This window comes from Methanoculleus sp. UBA374 (assembly GCA_002508705.1).
Taxonomy (GTDB): domain Archaea; phylum Halobacteriota; class Methanomicrobia; order Methanomicrobiales; family Methanoculleaceae; genus Methanoculleus; species Methanoculleus palmolei.
Genome location: DAYL01000019.1, coordinates 15,681 through 29,711, shown reverse-complemented (window position 1 = coordinate 29,711; position 14,031 = coordinate 15,681). Strand labels below are relative to the sequence as shown.

16 protein-coding genes and 1 pseudogene are annotated in these 14,031 nt (G+C 62.1%); 9 read left to right on the top strand and 8 right to left on the bottom strand.

Going from position 1 to position 14,031, the window contains the following annotated elements; translation table 11 throughout:
- Positions 1-77: 77 nt before the first annotated feature.
- The 6 genes and pseudogenes from BRA42_RS05790 to hepT all read left to right on the top strand — a co-directional run.
- Positions 78-332, top strand: coding sequence for a hypothetical protein (locus tag BRA42_RS05790; RefSeq protein ID WP_292410869.1), 255 nt, complete (start codon positions 78-80; stop codon positions 330-332).
- A 29-nt stretch (positions 333-361) separates the two neighbouring features.
- On the top strand, positions 362-679 hold the full coding sequence (locus tag BRA42_RS05785) for a hypothetical protein (RefSeq protein ID WP_292410868.1): 318 nt from the start codon (positions 362-364) through the stop codon (positions 677-679).
- On the top strand, positions 663-905 hold the full coding sequence (locus tag BRA42_RS05780) for a hypothetical protein (protein WP_292410867.1): 243 nt from the start codon (positions 663-665) through the stop codon (positions 903-905). The genes BRA42_RS05785 and BRA42_RS05780 overlap by 17 nt, the downstream gene beginning before the upstream one ends.
- Positions 906-975: 70 nt before the next feature.
- The gene (locus BRA42_RS05775; protein ID WP_292410866.1) at positions 976-1,164 is read left to right on the top strand and encodes a type II toxin-antitoxin system HicB family antitoxin; all 189 of its coding nucleotides are present in this window, start codon (positions 976-978) and stop codon (positions 1,162-1,164) included.
- A gap of 207 nt (positions 1,165-1,371) precedes the next feature.
- Positions 1,372-1,791 (top strand): nucleotidyltransferase domain-containing protein, encoded by a 420-nt coding sequence (locus BRA42_RS05770; protein ID WP_292410865.1) that lies wholly within the window; start codon positions 1,372-1,374, stop codon positions 1,789-1,791.
- Positions 1,788-2,108: pseudogene (gene hepT / locus BRA42_RS05765) on the top strand (type VII toxin-antitoxin system HepT family RNase toxin); the annotation flags it as partial. The gene BRA42_RS05770 and the pseudogene hepT, both read left to right, overlap by 4 nt.
- Before the next feature lie 136 nt (positions 2,109-2,244).
- On the opposite strand, the gene BRA42_RS05760 reads toward hepT, so the two are convergent.
- The 3 genes from BRA42_RS05760 to BRA42_RS05750 all read right to left on the bottom strand — a co-directional run bounded on the left by BRA42_RS05760 (position 2,245) and on the right by BRA42_RS05750 (position 4,772).
- Positions 2,245-2,913 (bottom strand): cyclase family protein, encoded by a 669-nt coding sequence (locus tag BRA42_RS05760; RefSeq protein ID WP_292410864.1) that lies wholly within the window; start codon positions 2,911-2,913, stop codon positions 2,245-2,247.
- Entirely contained in the window at positions 2,886-3,560 is a 675-nt protein-coding gene (locus BRA42_RS05755; RefSeq protein WP_292410863.1) for an HAD family hydrolase, read from the bottom strand. The genes BRA42_RS05760 and BRA42_RS05755 overlap by 28 nt, the downstream gene beginning before the upstream one ends.
- Positions 3,561-3,647: 87 nt before the next feature.
- A complete protein-coding gene (locus BRA42_RS05750; RefSeq protein ID WP_292410862.1) occupies positions 3,648-4,772 on the bottom strand; it encodes a glycosyltransferase family 4 protein in 1,125 nt (374 codons plus the stop codon).
- A 272-nt stretch (positions 4,773-5,044) separates the two neighbouring features.
- On the opposite strand from BRA42_RS05750, the gene BRA42_RS05745 reads away from it, so the two are divergent.
- A complete protein-coding gene (locus BRA42_RS05745) occupies positions 5,045-6,160 on the top strand; it encodes a glycosyltransferase family 4 protein (RefSeq protein WP_292410861.1) in 1,116 nt (371 codons plus the stop codon).
- Here the strand turns inward: BRA42_RS05745 and BRA42_RS05740 are convergent.
- From BRA42_RS05740 to BRA42_RS05720, 5 genes are read right to left on the bottom strand one after another with little or no spacing between them, the layout of a single operon-like run.
- Positions 6,066-7,397: a glycosyltransferase gene (locus BRA42_RS05740; RefSeq protein WP_292410860.1), complete on the bottom strand. Its 1,332-nt coding sequence runs from the start codon at positions 7,395-7,397 to the stop codon at positions 6,066-6,068. The genes BRA42_RS05745 and BRA42_RS05740 overlap by 95 nt on opposite strands.
- A gap of 36 nt (positions 7,398-7,433) precedes the next feature.
- The gene (locus BRA42_RS05735) at positions 7,434-8,396 is read right to left on the bottom strand and encodes a glycosyltransferase family 2 protein (RefSeq protein ID WP_292410859.1); all 963 of its coding nucleotides are present in this window, start codon (positions 8,394-8,396) and stop codon (positions 7,434-7,436) included.
- A gap of 40 nt (positions 8,397-8,436) precedes the next feature.
- Positions 8,437-9,495: a non-hydrolyzing UDP-N-acetylglucosamine 2-epimerase gene (gene wecB / locus BRA42_RS05730; RefSeq protein ID WP_342771194.1), complete on the bottom strand. Its 1,059-nt coding sequence runs from the start codon at positions 9,493-9,495 to the stop codon at positions 8,437-8,439.
- Positions 9,492-10,943, bottom strand: a complete 1,452-nt coding sequence (locus tag BRA42_RS05725; RefSeq protein ID WP_292410857.1) for a nucleotide sugar dehydrogenase — start codon at positions 10,941-10,943, stop codon at positions 9,492-9,494. Before BRA42_RS05725 ends, wecB begins: the two co-directional genes overlap by 4 nt.
- A gap of 12 nt (positions 10,944-10,955) precedes the next feature.
- Positions 10,956-11,867 (bottom strand): Gfo/Idh/MocA family protein, encoded by a 912-nt coding sequence (locus BRA42_RS05720; protein WP_292410856.1) that lies wholly within the window; start codon positions 11,865-11,867, stop codon positions 10,956-10,958.
- Between the two features lie 144 nt (positions 11,868-12,011).
- Here BRA42_RS05720 and BRA42_RS05715 point away from each other — a divergent pair, with 144 nt between their 5' ends.
- A complete protein-coding gene (locus BRA42_RS05715) occupies positions 12,012-13,490 on the top strand; it encodes a flippase (RefSeq protein WP_292410855.1) in 1,479 nt (492 codons plus the stop codon).
- A gap of 75 nt (positions 13,491-13,565) precedes the next feature.
- Positions 13,566-14,000 carry a GNAT family N-acetyltransferase gene (locus BRA42_RS05710; RefSeq protein ID WP_292410854.1) on the top strand — a complete coding sequence of 145 codons (435 nt, stop codon included), beginning with the start codon at positions 13,566-13,568 and terminating at the stop codon, positions 13,998-14,000.
- Positions 14,001-14,031: the final 31 nt, after the last annotated feature.

Sequence of the window (14,031 nt, the reverse complement as noted above, 5' to 3'; positions counted from 1 at the left end):
CCCCCCCCCCCGGCTGAGGTGTTTTGGGACGACCTCGTTAATATAGTGCCCGGTCTGACTCTAACGGAGGAGAGATAATGCAGATCACGAGTGCTCCCGACGGGACCATCCTCATCGACGGCAAGGTTGTGACCGCGCTCGATCGCTTTGTGGCGTCGGCGACGGAGATCATCGGACGATATACCGGCTACGTGATCGTCAGCAGATATGTTGCAATCCTCTTTGGAAGAGCCAGAGGTACGGAAGACATCGATCTCTTCATCGACTATATGGACCGCGATACGTTCCGGTCGTTTACCGATGAACTCCTGGCGCAGGATTCTACTTCCTGAACTCGGACGACGTCGGCGAGATCTATTCGATGCTCCGCGACGGACTTGCCGTGCGGATTGCAGAGAAGGAGAGAGTCATCCCGAACATCGAGATGAAGTTCAAGGCGGACGACTTCGACCGTTGCGCGATGGCTATGGCAAGGACGGTAACGTTCGACGATATCCGGCTTTTCATATCGCCCATCGAGCTGCAGATCCCGTATAAATTCTATCTCGGGAGCGACAAGGATATCGAGGATGCCGTCTACCTCTGGGTGCTGTTCCGCGAGATGCTGGACGGGGATCTCACGCGATCGTTCATGGAGCGCCTGCATGTCCGGGGGGAGCCATATGGAATTGGGGTTTGACCGGGAGAAGAACCGGCAGGAGAGGCTGGCCTTTGTCCGGAGACATGCTCTCTGGGTCAGGCGAGTCCCTAACGAGGTCTGGAGCCGCGAGCAGGCCGATCTGATCGATGCGTTTCTTGCGAACGCCGGGAGTTACGCCCTCTCCCGTGCCCGATACCTCGAGATGCACCAGATGCTCGCGAAACGGCGGCGTCCCGGAACGGTGGATGAGCATGGTTCCGCGTGATCCCCCTGGAGAGATGCCACATGTATGCAATTGAGATCATCTACAGCGATGAGGAGAGGGGTTCATCGCCGTGGTCCCGGAACTTCCAGGGTGCTCTGCATTCGGCGGGACCGAGGAGGAAGCGCTCCGCGAGGTGAAGGTTGCCGTCTCCCTCTGGCTTGAGGCCGCCTGCGAAGAAGGCAGGACGATCCCCGAGCCTGTCGGGAGGGAGCGGCTCCAGGATATTCTTGCCGGGAAGGGCACTGCGTGCGGACCGTGAGCAGCCCCTTATACCCAGGCGATCTCCAGAAATCGAGTGAGTGCAGGGCCCGCGCACGGTTTTTCCACCTCCGGCAGGGGCGCTATACGATACCGGGTTCTGCCGCAGGGAAGGATTAATGAGCCGGGAGGGAGCACCCTTCTTTGCCTGCAGATCAGATTGTACGTGGAAACGAACCCTTGTGGGGGCCGGGAGGTGAAAGGAGAAGTGGATAATATTGACAGAGAGCGGATCATCGGCCAGCTCCGCCGATGCCTCACCGGAAGAGAGGATATATTGCTCGGGTATCTCTACGGCTCTTTTCTCTGTCGTAATGGATTCCATGATATCGATATCGGGCTACTCGTCTCGGGGGAGAGGGAGCCCTATGAACTCTACAAGTATGCCATGGGTATCGCATCCGACCTCGAGCGGTGTATCACGCCGCGATATGAGATCGATCTCCGTATCCTGAATGATGCTCCCGTTGAGTTCCAGTACGAGGTGGTGAAAACCGGGCGCCTTCTTGTCGCCCGGGACGAGGATACGCGCGTCGCTTTTGAGGCCGGCGTGATAACGAAGTTCCTCGATCTGAAATACCTCTACGACCGGATCGACAGGGCTCTTCTTGCCAGGGTGGGAGAATGAGGGTTTTCCATCATATGCGGGAGTTGGAGGAGGCTCTGCGCGACTGGGAGCGGTATCAGCGCATCCCGGAAGAGCAGTTCCTGCAAGACCGGGATACGCAGAATATGGTTCACCATGCCATGCTGCTATCCATCCAGTCGGCGATCGACATGGCGACCGATGTGATCGCAGAGGGGAGACTGAGGAAGCCTTTCACCTACCGGGAGACATTTGAGGTCCTCGCTGATGAGGGGATCATCCATGAATCCCTGGCAAGAGATCTCGCAAACCTGGCGGGATTCCGGAACGTGCTCGTCCACATCTACTGGAATCTGGATCTCAAACAGGTGTATGCGATCCTGCAGCATGATCTTGCTGTCCTCCGGGAGTTCTCTCGTTATGAAGGAGCACATCGCGGAGAGCGGTTCAACCGGTCTATAGGTGGATTCTCTTTAGAGTCTGAACTGCAGCCCGTCACCCAAACTCCGCGAGCGCCACCACCGGCACCCCCTCGAGGTCGTCGAAGACCACCGGGTAAATCCGTAGAATCCAGGGCTCTTCGAGCAGCCGGCCGTAGGAGAGGTCCACGTCTTCGAGAACGAAGATGTGCGGGGAGGTGCAGAGGAACGCGCGGTGAACCTCCGCGCCCTCCTCCGGTTCTCCGGGGACGGCGACGGAGATGGTATCGATCCCGAACAGCCTGAGAGCCGGGTTTTCCATGCGGAGGAAACCCGGCACTTCGGGGTGCACCCAGGGGTGCGCTTGCTCGTAGATGTCCCGGTCGGTCTCCCGGAGCAGGCCGTTACCGGTCCTGATGAAGAGCGCGCGTGAGTTCCGGATCGCGTCGAGGTGCGGGAGGAGGTCGTGGATCCGGATCGGCTCCTCTCCGGTCTTTTGCACCGCGATGCACCGTGCGGGTGCAAAGACCGCCTCCGGCGCGAGGAGAGACCGGACCGAACCCCCGTCCGGGCAGAAGTGCCGGGGGAGGTCGATGTGCGTCCCGGCATGGCTGGAGAATGTAATCTGGCTCTTCTCTTCCGCATCTCCCTCTGCAAAGGATTTCGTGGGAGTTATCGTGAGCGGTTCGGTCCCGGGGTAGAGCGGCGTTGCCCGGGTCAGGGGGTATGAGATCGGGATGAGCATATGCTCCCCCGTAGATACTCCCGGAGTTCATGAAGGTTCGCCACGATCCGCTCCACCCCCGGCCGGTCGGTGAACCGGTTCGGGTCGCCGGGCCCGACCCTCGCCACGAACCGGACGCCGGTCTCGTATGCCGCTTCCCAGTCGTTCGGGGCGTCGCCGACAAAGAGAGCCTCAGTGGGTGACGCCCCGGTCGAATCCAGGATTTCCCGGATGCACGCGGCTTTTGTCTTCGGCGCACCGTAGATCCGGACGAAAAACTTTGTAAGGTCCCGGCGGCGGGCGATCTCGTGCATCTCCCCCTCCGGGGTCGCGGAGACGATGTAGAGGGGGAGCACCCGGGAACAGTCTCTGAGGAGTTCCTCCGCTCCTTCAACGTACGGTACGGTGAGCATGGCGTCGAAGATCAGCCCGGCGTACTCGCCCGCGAGCCGCTCCTCAAGTTCCAGGGTGAGAGCCTCGTGCAGGATGTTTTTGTAGATGTAGCGGAACTTGTCGTACCGCGACATGCCGCCGTTATCGAGGTGGAAGGCGATGATCTCGTCGAGGTGATCGGGGGCGAAGGAGAAGATCTTCCGGAACGCGGCGGTCTTTAGGGGGATGGATTCGACGATGACGCCGTCGAAGTCGAGGAGGAGGACGTGAAGCATAATGTACTCACGTCGATGGCCAACTACTAGTAAGTACCGACGACAGTCGGACAGAACAGGGTGCAGAAGAGCGCTGTTGTCTGCTGATCACCCAGGTCTTGAGGAGGCGCCGTCCAGGTTTCGGTATGCCTGCAAGAGGTCTGCCTCCATAGCGGACCAGTTATAGGTCTCAAGAACCGCTCGTCTGCCGTTCGCACCCATTCTTTGTGCCTCTTCCGGGTGATCGAAGAGGTAGGCGATTGCATCGGCAATATCACTCACATTTCCCGGATCGACAAGGATGCCGCAGTCCGCCTTGCTAACGACATTACGGATCTCCGGTAGATCGCTTGCAATGACCGGAAGCCCGAGGAGCATGTAGTCGAAGAGCTTGTTCGGCAGACCGATGAAGATGTTATAATACGTCGGCTGGAAAACAAGAAGAGCGACCGTACCTTCGTTCAATTTCTCGTACATCTCCCTGTAGGGGAGGAATCCGGTGGAGAGGATGAACTCATTACGGTCTGAGCCGTGAGTATGCTTTTTGAGGTCTTCTCGAACGTTTCCGACGAGCGTGAGTGAGGTATCAGGGTAGCGTTCCCTGACCCGCGATACTGCCCGGATGCACTCGCCGACTCCATGGAAGGAATTGATATTTCCCGCCATGAACATAAGTTTCCGGCCGCTCCGGTTTGGGTTATAAGGGATGGCGATGGCGGCGAGCGAGTAGTTCGGGAGGATGATCGGCTCAAGCCCTCTCTCCTTGAATCGGGCGGCAACGCTCTCGCTTACGGCGAATAAATTCTCGGTCCGGCGCGCCATTGCGATTTCTACACTTGAGACGAATGCAGAAAGTGCTCTCTGCACCAGCGTACCGTTCCGGATTCCGAGATCATACGGGATCTCGCTCGGCCAGTGCTCGTGGACGTCGTAGACGACCTTTCGGCCTTTCAACGCCTTCAGGAGGAGCGCAACAAAGAGCGCATCCGGCTCGTGGCAGTGGACAACATCGGCATCCTCGGCAAGACACGCCCGGAACGTCCTCCAGAGCGTCACCGGGTGGAGAAGGTTAGAGGATGGTTTCCGGACGGTGACGATCCGGACGCCCCCTTCATTCCCAACGTCTCCGGCATCCGAAGGAGCGATGATCGTGACGTCGTGTTCCTTCGCAAGGCTCTTCGCCTCTTTTTCGAAGATCCGCCCGTCGTGAGGAGGATGCGTTGTGGTAAGCATACAGACCTTCATGGGACTGGAGCCCGTTCAGGCCTCTCTGCACGGGACCTTCCCCCCGGATATCCCCGGGTGTGAACGAGAGGAGTTGAACGGCCCCACTTTTATGAGGTAAGTATATATAATTTCCCTCGAATGAATCCTGGCAGAATCGGTCCCCGCAACATCCCGGTTCCCGCTCGGCGGGGCGGGCGAACAACCAGCGGCGGCCGGAGCAGCGCGAACGGGTGCACAAAGGTTGATATAGCGACGCGGCACCCATCACCCCGGATAGTATGAAGGTCGCGATCGTCACCAACTACTGGAGAGGGAGCCAGGGCGGCGGGATCAGGGTCTACCTGGAGAACCTGGTCCGGGAACTGGACGCACGCGGCGCCGACGTGCGGGTCATATTCCGGGAGGGGCAGGACCCCGACGCGGTCTGCATCCCGGCGAGCCAGCGGGTCTTTGCGGTGCGGTCGCTCTCCGCCCTCCGCAACTACGGGCCCGACGTCGTCAGCGTACACGGCGGCTGGCACTGCCTCTTTCCGGCGGTCGCCTACAAACTCCTCCACGGCTGCACCGTCGTCCAGACGTTCCATACCGAACCGGAAGAGGCGTTGACGGACCGGTTCAGGCTCTTCTACCAGGCCCTCCTCAACCGGTGCGACCACGTGACGTTCGTATCGAACCGGCTCAGGGAACGGACCATCGAGGTCTGGAACCTGGAGTTCCCGAAGACCGAGATCACCTACGCAGGGGCCCCGAAGGTCGGTCGAGTGACACCCGACGAAGCGGTGCTGTTCTGCGAGCGGTTCGGTATCGCCGACCGCCGGCCGGTGCTCCTCGCCCTCGGCCTGACCGCACTGAAGTACAAGGCAGAAGGCCTGAAACAACTCATCCGGGCCGTAAACATCCTCAAGGAGAAGTACCCCGGGATCGTCCTCATCGCGACGCGAAAGGGGGTCTTCTCTCCGGAGGTGGAAGCGTTCGCACGGGACGAAGGGTTGTCCGGGCACGTCGTCTTTACCGGGAACATCGAGAACCCTGCTGTGCCGCTCTCCCTCTGCGACGTATACGCCCACATCACTCTCGGGGACGGGTTGCCGATAGCGCTCCTTGAAGCCATGGCCGCGGGCAGACCGATCGTCGCAACCCCCGTGGCGGGTATCCCGGAGGCGATCCGGGACGGCGAGAACGGCATCCTCGTGCCGCCAGAGCCGGCAGCAATCGCAGAGCGGATCGATTACCTGCTGGAAAACCCCCGTGTATCCCGGAGCCTCGGGATGAACGCGAGGAGGACCGTCGACGAGCGGTTTACATGGGAGAAGAGCGCGGCGAAGTTTCTGGAACTCTTCCTGGACGGCCGGCAACCGGCAGAAGGACCTCAAGATCGGCGGCAAATGCACTGAAGTTCCGGTCCGCGTCGTAACGGCGCTCCCAGTTCTCCCTGCACGCCGACCGCATCGCCCGTCCGCCGCCGGGGTCGGCGGCGAGCCTGCCGACGGCGTCTGCGATCTCTCCGGGTGACGGATTTTCCGGGAGCAGGATACCCGTGGCGCCGGAGACGATCTCCGGGGTCCCACCCACCGCCGTCGCGATCACCGGAATCCCGCAACTCTCCGCCTCCATAATCGAGACCGGGACGCCTTCAGACTCGCTGACATTGATGAAGGCATCGACGGGGTTCTTCCGGTAATGTTCCAGGACCGCAGCGTTCGCGACGTATCCGGTGAACCGGCAACCGACGTTCCCGGGCAGCGTCGCGTCCGCATATGCTTCCATCTCCGCCTGCTCCGGCCCTCCACCGATATGCACCCACCCAAACTCCCGGTCGGGCCACATCCGACCCGCCTCCGCAAGCCCCCGAACCAGGAGATCGATGCGCTTTATCGGGATGAGATGGGAGCAGGAGACGATGCGAAAGACCCCGTCGACGGAAGGGGACGCAAAAAACCCGGGGTCCCCGGTACCGAGCCGGGCCACCCGGAACTCGTACGAGGGGTGCAGGGCCGAAAGGTACCTTCTCCCGTGCTCCGAGACGGTATAGACCCGGTCGAGCAGACAGGCCCGCGTCTCCTGGAACGGCAGGTAGGGCGGGGCGTAGCGTTCAGCGTAGAGGTCATAGCCGTGCGCCCGCGAGACGCACCGGATCTCCGGATAGACCCTCTTTACCAGCGCGGCACCGAGCGCGGTGCCGTCGAACCAGTAGGTGTAGAGGAGCGTACGGCCGGGATCGATCAAACCCCTTTCAACCCTCCGCGCGACCCAGCCCCGGACATCGAGCGCGATGCCGAGGTAGCCGAGCGCCTTCCTCATCCCGGCCGGGTGAAGGAGGGAACGGTAGTTCTTCCGGAACTCGGCGTAGAACGCCGGGGATGCAAGCGCCGCGAGGGCGAGGCGCAGGTAGTAGACCGCCGTGCTCTCTTTCTCTGCATCGTGCATGATCGAAGTCTCGACAGATACGTTCTCCGGGAGCGGCCGGAGAAGCCGTTCACCGGGTGGAGGATAGAGGCGCGGGACGAACGTGACAGTACCAAACGCCATGCAGAGGTGCGGGAGTTCCCCGTCGAGGAACGACTCCCCGACCCTGCTATAGGGGTAGGACATGGTGAAGACCACCAGGTGGTCGCCGTTCCCGGAAGCCATCGCCACGGAGAGAGCCGTAGGAGGTGATAAATGTTCTCACTGCTGCCGGACAAAGACCGCTTTCACCCGCCGGTAACTCCGGTAACACGGGGCGGGTATGAGAGCCATGAGGGCATATGCGGCCTTCTGCCGGCGGTGCAGCCGGGTCGGACACCGGGCAAGATTTGTCCGCGCAAGGTCGGGGCGCCCGGCCTGGATGTTCCGCGCGGCGGTCTGCAGCTGTTTTACGGCGACGTACTCCAGCAGGTCGTCCAGCACCTCCTGAGGGATCAGCCCGCGTTCTATCGCGCGGTATGCCGAGGCAACGAACGGGTTCTCGGCGACGGACCGGACACGGGTGCAGACCCTGCCGACCACGTCGGTATGGTAAACCGCACCGACTGCCCAGGTGAACGCGATCGAGTGGTGAAACGCAATCCTCCCCCAGAGGTCCGCGTCTTCGCCCCACCAGTGGCCTTCGGCAAATCCCCCCATCTCCTGCAGGACGGCGCGGGGTATCGCCACCGAAGAGGCGCTGACCGGCGGCTCCCCAAGGGTTGCGGATCGAAAGTAGTTCGGGAGCAGCCCGCTCCAGGGAGGAGACGGCACGGCTGCAATCGAGGCGACACGCCTGCTACCGTCAGGATTGCAGACCGCATACGCCGTCGCGTAAGCCCCGGCCCCCGGGTAGCGTCGGTGCAGGTCGAGGACTGCCTCAAGGAAAGCGGGACACCACTCGTCGTCCGCGTCCAGGAACGCCACGAGCGCCGCACCCGACTCCCGAACCCCCCGGTTCCGTGCAGCCGAGGCGCCCCGGTTCTCCTGCACGATCAGGCGTATCCGGGGGTCCGCAAACCGCTCGACGATTGCCGCACCCCCGTCCGTCGACCCATCGTCGACGACGACGACCTCGAACCCCTGTTCGGTCTGGGCAAACACCGAGCGCAACGCCCGCTCGACATACAAAGCCTTGTTGTAGAGAGGGATGACCACCGAGACGGCAGGTTTACCATCGCTCACCAGAAGCCTGCACCCCTGTATACCGGGACGCGATGCGACTTCAGGAACCAAGAACCTTTGCAATCACGGCGGCAGCCCGGCCGTCCCCGAAGAGCGGCGGCCGATCTCCTGCCGGGGTAAACTCATAAATCATCGAGACGATATTCCTCCGGTTCGCCCCGACAAGCACGTTCCACCCGGCCTCGACCGTCTCGACCCACTCGGTGTTCTCCCGGAGGGTGATGCAGGGGACACCGAGCACGTAGGCCTCCTTCTGGACGCCTCCCGAGTCGGTGAGGATCTTTTCCGCATGCGCCATCAGGCGGAGCATATCGAGGTAGCCGAGCGGTTCGACGACCCGGACGTTTTCTGGCATCGCATCGAGAAGGCCGTATTCGCCGAGGTAGTTCCGCGTCCGGGGATGAACAGGAAAGACGACCGGCCTTCCGACCTCCCCGAGAGCGCCGATGATGGCCGCCATGTTCTCCGGGCTATCGGTATTCGACGGCCGGTGAACGGTGACGGCGAGGTACTCCCCGGGTCGAACCCCGGCGTCCTCGAGGACCCGGGAGCGCTCTTCCGCGACCGCGCGGTTGTACTCCATCGCGTCGACCATCACGTCCCCGACGAGGTGGACGCCCTTCGTGACCCCTTCGGCCGCAAGGTTCGCGACGGCCGTCTCCGTCGGGCAGAAGAGGATATCCGAGCAGTGGTCGGTGAGCACCCGGTTCACCTCTTCGGGCATCCGGCGATCGAAACTCCGGAGCCCCGCTTCGACGTGCGCCACCGGTACGTGGAGTTTTGCCGCCGCAAGCGCGCCGGCGATGGTTGAGTTCGTGTCGCCGTAGACGAGGACGACATCCGGCTCCTCCTCCCGGAGCACGTCCTCGATCGCCCCGAGCATCGCTCCGGTCTGGTGGCCGTGGCTGCCGGAGCCGATGTTGAGGTTGTAGTCGGGCTTCGGGATGGCGAGTTCTTCGAAGAAGACCGCCGACATCCCGTAGTCATAGTGCTGGCCGGTATGGATGAGGACCTCCTCGTGCAGGCTCCGGAGTTCCCGGGAAACCGGGGCGCACTTGATGAACTGCGGCCGGGCGCCGACGATCGATGCGATCTTCATGGCTGCCGCCGATACGAAACGATCGGGTGATTGTTCTTATCGCCCCGGCCGATGCCCTTGTAGATGAAGCCCGCCCCGATGAACGCGTCCGGGTCGACGACGTTTCTGCCGTCGACGATCACCGGGTGCTCCCGGCCCGAGAGTTCCCGTAGCCGCGCCGGGTCAAGAGAGGCGTAGTGGTGGTGGGCCGTGAAGAGGGTGACGACTTCCGCACCCGCGAGGGTCTCGTCAAGGTCATGGGACACCTCGACCCCCGGGTAGCGGTCCACGAACGGGTCATGGACCCGGACCTCCGCACCGGCTTCCTCCATCGCCGCAAGGTAGGGCTCCGCCGGGGTGTTCCTCGCGTCGTCCGAGTTCTGGATGAACGCCCACCCGAGGAGCGCGACCTTTGCACCCTCCGGGGACTTCCCGGCCCGCCTGAGCCCCTCGACGGTCAGGTGGACCATATGCCGGGGCATGAACTCATTGACCTTCCGCGCGACGCCGAAGATCGACTCCGCCCCGTGGGGATACCAGAGGTCCCCATGCCCGAGGACCTGCGCGCCCCGCTCGAGGTGCCAGGAGTCCTTCGTCAGGCAATGACCGCCGACCCCGGCCCCCGGCCAGAGGATCGCCCGGGTGATCCCCTCCCCCTTGAGGGAGTCGATCCCGGCCCGGACGTCGTAGACGTTGACGCCCATCGCCTCACAGTGGAGGGCAAGCTGGTTTACGGCGGCGATCTGGAGGTCGCGGAAGGCGTTCTCGGCGGTCTTCGTCACCTCGGCCGCGGTCGCGGTCATCGGGACGATCGTTCCCGTCGTGAGGACCGGGCGGTAGAGTTCGACCGCGCGTCTCGTCGAGACGGCGTCGATCCCGCCGACGATCCGGTCGTGCTCCCGGATATTTTTGAGCAGCCGCCCGACCATCACCCGCTCGGGAGCGTGAGCGAGGCAGAAGTCCTCACCGGCGACGAGCCCGGACCCGCCTTCGAGGATCTCGCGGGCCATCCCGGCGGTCGTCCCCGGGGTGACGGTCGACTCGAGCACCACGAGCATGCCCGGCACGAGATGGCGCCCGACGTTCCTGAGCCCCTCGGTCAGGGCAGAAAAGTCGGGGATCAGGTCCTTTGGGTCCGCAAACGGCGTCTGGATGGCGAGGGTCACCGCGTCGCACTCCGCGACTTTCGAGAAGTCCGACGTGCACCGGAACTTCCCCGCGCGGACGACCTTTGCGAGGAGGTCTTCCAGTCCCGGCTCCTCACCCTTGAGCGGCGACTCGCCCCGGTTCAGCGCATCGATCTTGTAGCCCGAGGACGGAGAGTTCCGCTGGAACCCGATGACGGACTCAAACCCGGGCGCGTCCGCAAAGAGCACAGCGGCGGGGATGCCGACGTAGCCCATCCCGACAACGCCGATTTTTTTGATCGGGCCTTTGTTATTGATTATCGACTCTAACCTGCCGCTCATGGAAAACCACCTTTACGCAAAACACCGTGCGACATCTTCACAGATCTCCATATTCCGCAACGCCTGCGCGGGGCTGACCGGGAACTCGCGCCCCCGGTCGACGCAGGAGAGAAACGTCGAGAGTTCAAGTTTCAGCGGCTCCTGCTTGTTTACGAGCACCTTCTCGATGATGTTCTCCTGCACATACCGCTCGTTCTCGACCGCGTACTGCCCGGGTTTTCTGTGGATGTAGATCTCCTGAGCCATAAAATCCCCCTCAATGGTGAACTCCTCCTCTTCGATGTAGATCATCCGGATCTTCTTCGAGGACTTCCTGCTTGCCGAGAGGTAGACGGGGGTCCCCTCGAAGGAGAAGAGGGCGCTGCAAACATCCTCGTTCCCGCTGCTGGAGAGTCGGTAGGCGCCGGCAGGAAGAAGGACGTTACGCACGATGTCTATATCGTGGATCATCAGGTCTTCAACGACCGAGGAGCCGCTCACGCGGGAAGAGGCGGGGTTGTGCCGCTTCATCTCGATGTAGAGAGGGGCCTGAACGATCTTCTTGATCTCGGGGACGATCGGGTTGAACCGTTCGATGTGCCCGACGCCGGCGACGAGGCCGTCCGGGATCTCTGCGAGAAGCCGCCGACTCTCTTCCGCCGTCGCACATATGGGCTTCTCGATGAGCAGCGGCACCCCGGCATCGAGAACCTGCGCCGCAACGGAGAAGTGGTAGGGCGTCGGGACGCAGACGCTCACCGCGTCTACGTTTCCGAGCAGAGCCTCGGCGGTCGGGGAGGCCGTTGCCCCGAAGGTTTCGGCAAGGTCGCCGGCCGCCTTCCGGTCAAGGTCGTACAGGTAGAGAGAGTCCACCGCTTTTAACTCCGAGTACACACGGGCGTGATTCCTGCCCATCATTCCGATACCGATTACCCCTACATCCAAGATCTCACCGCCGTAAGTATGGTGCTACTCATTTACGTTTGACACCGTTACGCTATGACAGTATCGCTAAGCCCTCCTTCCAGGCCGGACCCCTCCCGCTCCGGTTCAAAACCAATATCGTTCTTCACGGCAAAATCAATGCTCGTGTTCCGGCCCTCCGGGTATCTTGCCCGTGTCATGCGCATCGACCCCGTTCAGCGCCAGAGCCTCATCAGCCTCGCCTCGACACTGGGGTTGACCGCGATCGGGTTCCTCTCCACGATGTTCTTCACCCATACCGTCGGTCTCGCGGTGCTGGGCGCCTACTACCTCTTTGTCGCCTACTATAGCGTCTTCAACCTGATCGGAGACGGCGGATTCGGAGGCGCCGCGGTGAAGCGGATCAGCGAGAGAGAAGACCAGAATGCCTACTTCACCGCGTTTCTCGTCCTCCGGGTGATGCTGACGGTCGTATCGATAGGCTTTCTCCTCATCGTACAGCCGTACCTCGTCGATATCGCCGCATCAGGGATCTTCCCCTGGCTGGTCCTCGCGCTGATCATCAGCACCTTCACAAACATCACCTCAAACGGCGTTTACGGCACCGGAAAGGTCGGCATCAACCAGATCGGCGGCCTGATCGACAACCTGACCCGGGTGACCACCCAGGTCATCGCGGTCATCCTCGGCTACGGCGTTGCGGGGCTCGCCGGCGGGTTCGTTGCCGGACTCCTTGCGGCCGGGCTCATCGATTTCCGGTTCCTGGATCTCAAACTCGCGCCGTTCGACCGGTCGCATATCGCAAGCCTCTTTACCTTCTCGTTCTGGATGTTCCTCAGTTCCGGCGGCTACCTCATCTTCTCCTACGCCGACACCATCATGATCGGCTATTTCATGACCGATACCGACGTCGGCACCTACCGCGTGGCGCTCCAGCTCACCACGATTGCGACGTTCATCACCCTGGCGCTCCATACCACCCTCTACCCGAAGATCAGTTACTGGGGGAAGCAGGGCGACCTCGCTTCGGTGGAGGGAGCGCTGGCCCGCGCCTTCACCTACTCGCTCCTGCTCGCGGTCCCGGTCGTTGCCGGGGGCTGGCTCCTCGGGGAACGGCTCCTCTACTTCTTCTACACGGCGTCATCCGTTTCCGGGGCGGGGGCTCTCGCGCTCCTTCTGCCCGTTCAGGTGGCCCACGTCTTCATGTTCCTCCAGACGATGTGCTTGAACGCCCTCGACCGGCCGAGAGACTCGTTCCGGGTGACGGCGGTCGCGGTTGCCGCAAACATCGGGTTAAACCTCTTCCTCATTCCGGCATACGGCATCGTCGGGGCCTCGGCGGCAACGCTCGTCACCATGGTGCTGAACGCGGTACTCGCCCACCGGGCCCTTTCCCGGAGCATCCGTGTGCGGATAGAGCCCGGGGCCGTGGGCAACATCGTTCTTGCCGCGCTCGTTATGGCAGCCGTCGTCATAGCATGCTCGTTCATCATCCCACTCTCGAACGTCTTCCTCGTCCTTGCGGCGGTCGCACTCGGCGGGCTGGTCTATATCCTGGTTCTCCTTAAACTCGACAGGGGCATCCACGACGAACTAAAGGACCTCATCGAAAAACTCGGCCTCCCCTGGCCCCACATACTCTGACCCCCGGCCCCCGCCCGGGTGGGGGAACCATCTGGTTGAAATAGCAGGTGCGGCAATCCCTACGCGAGGAAGACAATGAAGAAAGAGGTCCGTGAACTGAAGCATGAAGAGTTTCCGCTTGCAGAGAAGGTCTGGACGCATTACCGGGGTCAGAAAGCGGACGCGACGCGGGAGAAGATCTTCGGTGTCTTTGTTGACGGCGTTCTTGCGGCGACGGCCCGCTGCACCCGTCATCCGGGCGGCCTCGAGATGGACTGCGTCTTCACCCTGGACGAGTATCGAGGACACGGGTATGCAAAGGAAGTCGTGCAGAGACTCCTCGATGAATGCGGCTCCGAAACGATCTACATCCACTCGACCCTCCCCCTGATCGAGTTCTACGGAAAACTCGGGTTTGAGCCCATTCCCGAGGCGAGGCTGCCGACGAGCATCAAGGAACGATTTATCTTCTGCTTCGGGGAGATGGAGGGGTGCAACGTCGCCCCCATGATGCGGAACCCCAACCGATAAGCACCGACAGACTCTGCCGGTACCGGGGAAG